Source organism: Lysinibacillus sp. A1 (genome assembly GCF_000801965.1).
Taxonomy (GTDB): Bacteria; Bacillota; Bacilli; order Bacillales_A; family Planococcaceae; genus Lysinibacillus; species Lysinibacillus fusiformis.
Genome location: NZ_JSZM01000053.1, coordinates 1 through 2721 on the forward strand (window position 1 = coordinate 1; position 2721 = coordinate 2721).

The window sequence follows — 2721 nt, forward strand, 5'->3', positions numbered from 1 at the left end:
CCAGATAAATAATGCCATTCACGCCGTCGGCTATTTCACCGACAACTGGTATTAACCCTACAAGATTTAGTCCTACTTGGAGCGTATCTAACATATTTTTAGGTGTTACAGTACTTACTACGGCTTTGCCTAATGCTCTGGCCTTGTCTCAATCCTTAAGGTATGTAAGTGACCTTCTGTTTCTCTAAAGTTTTATAATATAGATGAATATATACATCGTCACTTTTCCGCATGTGTAGTTCATAGCTATATGTTCCAATATAAATCTTCATTTTCACTCTATAGAAACCTCTATTTCCATAGCATGTTCTTCCCACTTATAAAGAATTTAACCCTTAGTACACTAATTAAATAATCTTTTCAATTTACCTATTTAAATATGTAAAAAGCACTTGTCGCCTGTTATAGACAATTAAGTGCTTTAAGTGTATAAATTTTCTAAGTTTATTAATATATTTGAAAGTTTTATAAGTTATTTTTATATCGACAGTATGACATCTTTTATACTACTTGGCAAGTGTAACGTTTAAACCCTTTAGTTTGTTTAATCTCGGGTTTTTCGTCCATATGACATCCATAAGTGGTCCCTTGTAAGTAAAATGGCATCTCGCCTATTCTTGCTCTTATTACATTAGCGTTAAAATAGCACTCCTTGATGGTCTAGCCTTCATGGGTTATTAATTCAAATTCAAGGATATCTTTAACTGTACACAATTAAAAAACTATTTATATCCTTGTTTATCGCCACGAGCTTTGTCAGTATCGTTTATTTAGTCACTATTCCATACAAAATTATCTCCTGCATGTAAAATGTCATCTCACCTAATTCTCACACTTTTCTTCCTAGACCACTGTTTACATAATACTCCTTGATGGTCCAGCCTTCATGAGTTTTGAATCAAATGTCAGATTATTTTTTAACCACAAACTTCTTTTAGTTAAGAAAAAACCTTGAAAGGCATAAATCTAGTCAAGGTAATAAACTCTAAAATAATTATCTTGCTTTCGCCCCAACGTAATTCCATCATTGGTAGGCACTGATGTTCCATGTATAGTTTTATTTTTTCATGTTTTCTCCTATTCTTATCTATCGAAACCTCTATTTCCATCAACCGTTCTTCCCCTTGTATGCTAGTACTTGTATAAAATTTAACACTTAGTACACTAATAATCGTAATCTTTTCAATTTACGTACTTAAACATGCATAAAAGCACCTGTCGCCTATTATAGACAATCAGGTGCTTTAAGTTTATAAATTTTCTAACTTGAATAATATTTTCAAGTTTTGCGAGTCTTTTTAACTATATTTATACAACTTATTTAAGAATGTTTTATAATGTTAAAGAAAAGTCTAACTCTTCTGAAACACATTTTTCTTCTATTGCTCTATCTTATATCTCTCTTTAATTTTCTTCATGTAATCACCTATCTCTAACTCATTTTCTGGGTGTTTTACTAGGTAGCTATCTGCAATTTCTCTTAAATATATATATAAAGTTTCATAGTCTAATACTACTTCCTCGTCTTCTTCTACTGCAGGATAATCGAAATAAAAAGCTATCCCTTCATCGCCGAAGTAATCTTCTTCCCATTCTTCATAGTCGTCTGCAAAAACACACCACACATGTTCAATCCCATATCCTTCTCCATTTGCATACTTTTCTAACACAGTCAAAAATCTTTCGTCTCCCATAATCTGAAAGAAGTAATTGACTAGTTCCTTGTTTTTATCTTCCATTGTCTCACTCTCCAAACTATTAATCAGTTTAAAATTGGGAAAAAATTTGTAACTTCTCCTGTTGCTTCATCAATATACCCTTGAAACTTCAAACCGTTTTGAGAAGTACCAGTAATCTTCCTCCCAACTACTTCCCCATTCTTCATCGCTTCTTCACCCCACTTTAACATTTGTTCATTTGAAATTATTTTTGGATCATATACAGTCTTTGGAGTGCTAACTTTTTTTAGTTCACCAGGGATAATATTTAATTCTCTATCTACCGCAGGTAATCCGTATTCAATTTCATAAATTCCTTCAATTTTAGAGTGCTGCTTTTTAGATATAATACAATCTTGTAAATCCCACCCCTTTTCAATAAATGCCTTTTCAAATTCTTCCAAATTATGTCCACCGACAACTCCTTTATTTTTCTTTCTAACAATACCTTCTACCTCTATTAAATGTGTATCATAACCCTTTTTAAAAGTAACATCTTTTACCGTACCCTTATCCTCAACAGGCTTTTTATTCGAGCCATTTTGTGATTGTTGGGTATTAGACGGCTTCGGACTTGGAGTTGGTGTGTTTCTTCCAACTGTTCCTGTATCCTCTATGTATCTTCTGTCTACACCTGCTAATGAAAATTCATCCTGCTGTGATTGTAGCATCTGACGCAGTTGCTGTTTGACTTCGGCTACTTTGGATTGTATCTGGGTTTTCACGTTCACTACTTGCTTTTTGACTTGGTCTACTACACTTCCTACTGGACCTTTCAGCGCTTTTTGAACACCTTCAGTGACACTCTTAACTACCCCGGCACCTTTTTTCACAAATTTTCCACCTGTCGACGCCCAGCCCACAAACGGAATCATCGCGCCAAAGGAAAGGGCCGCATTGACTTTGTCACCTCTGGCCAGATAAATAACGCCATTCACGCCATCCGCTATTTCACCGACACCTGGGATTAACCCTACAAGATCTAATCCTACTTGGAGCGTAT

The 2721-nt window shown here is 34.5% G+C and carries 2 protein-coding genes; both read right to left on the reverse strand.

Annotated features, from left to right (window positions below; all coding sequences use genetic code 11):
- Nucleotides 1-1379: 1379 nt before the first annotated feature.
- Complete coding sequence (cdiI, locus tag PI85_RS23375; protein ID WP_036127010.1) at nt 1380-1739, reverse strand: ribonuclease toxin immunity protein CdiI; 360 nt, start codon at nt 1737-1739, stop codon at nt 1380-1382.
- Between the two features lie 23 nt (nt 1740-1762).
- Nucleotides 1763-2721: EndoU domain-containing protein (locus PI85_RS24160; RefSeq protein WP_235318540.1), on the reverse strand; the 959-nt coding region annotated here is incomplete at its 5' end.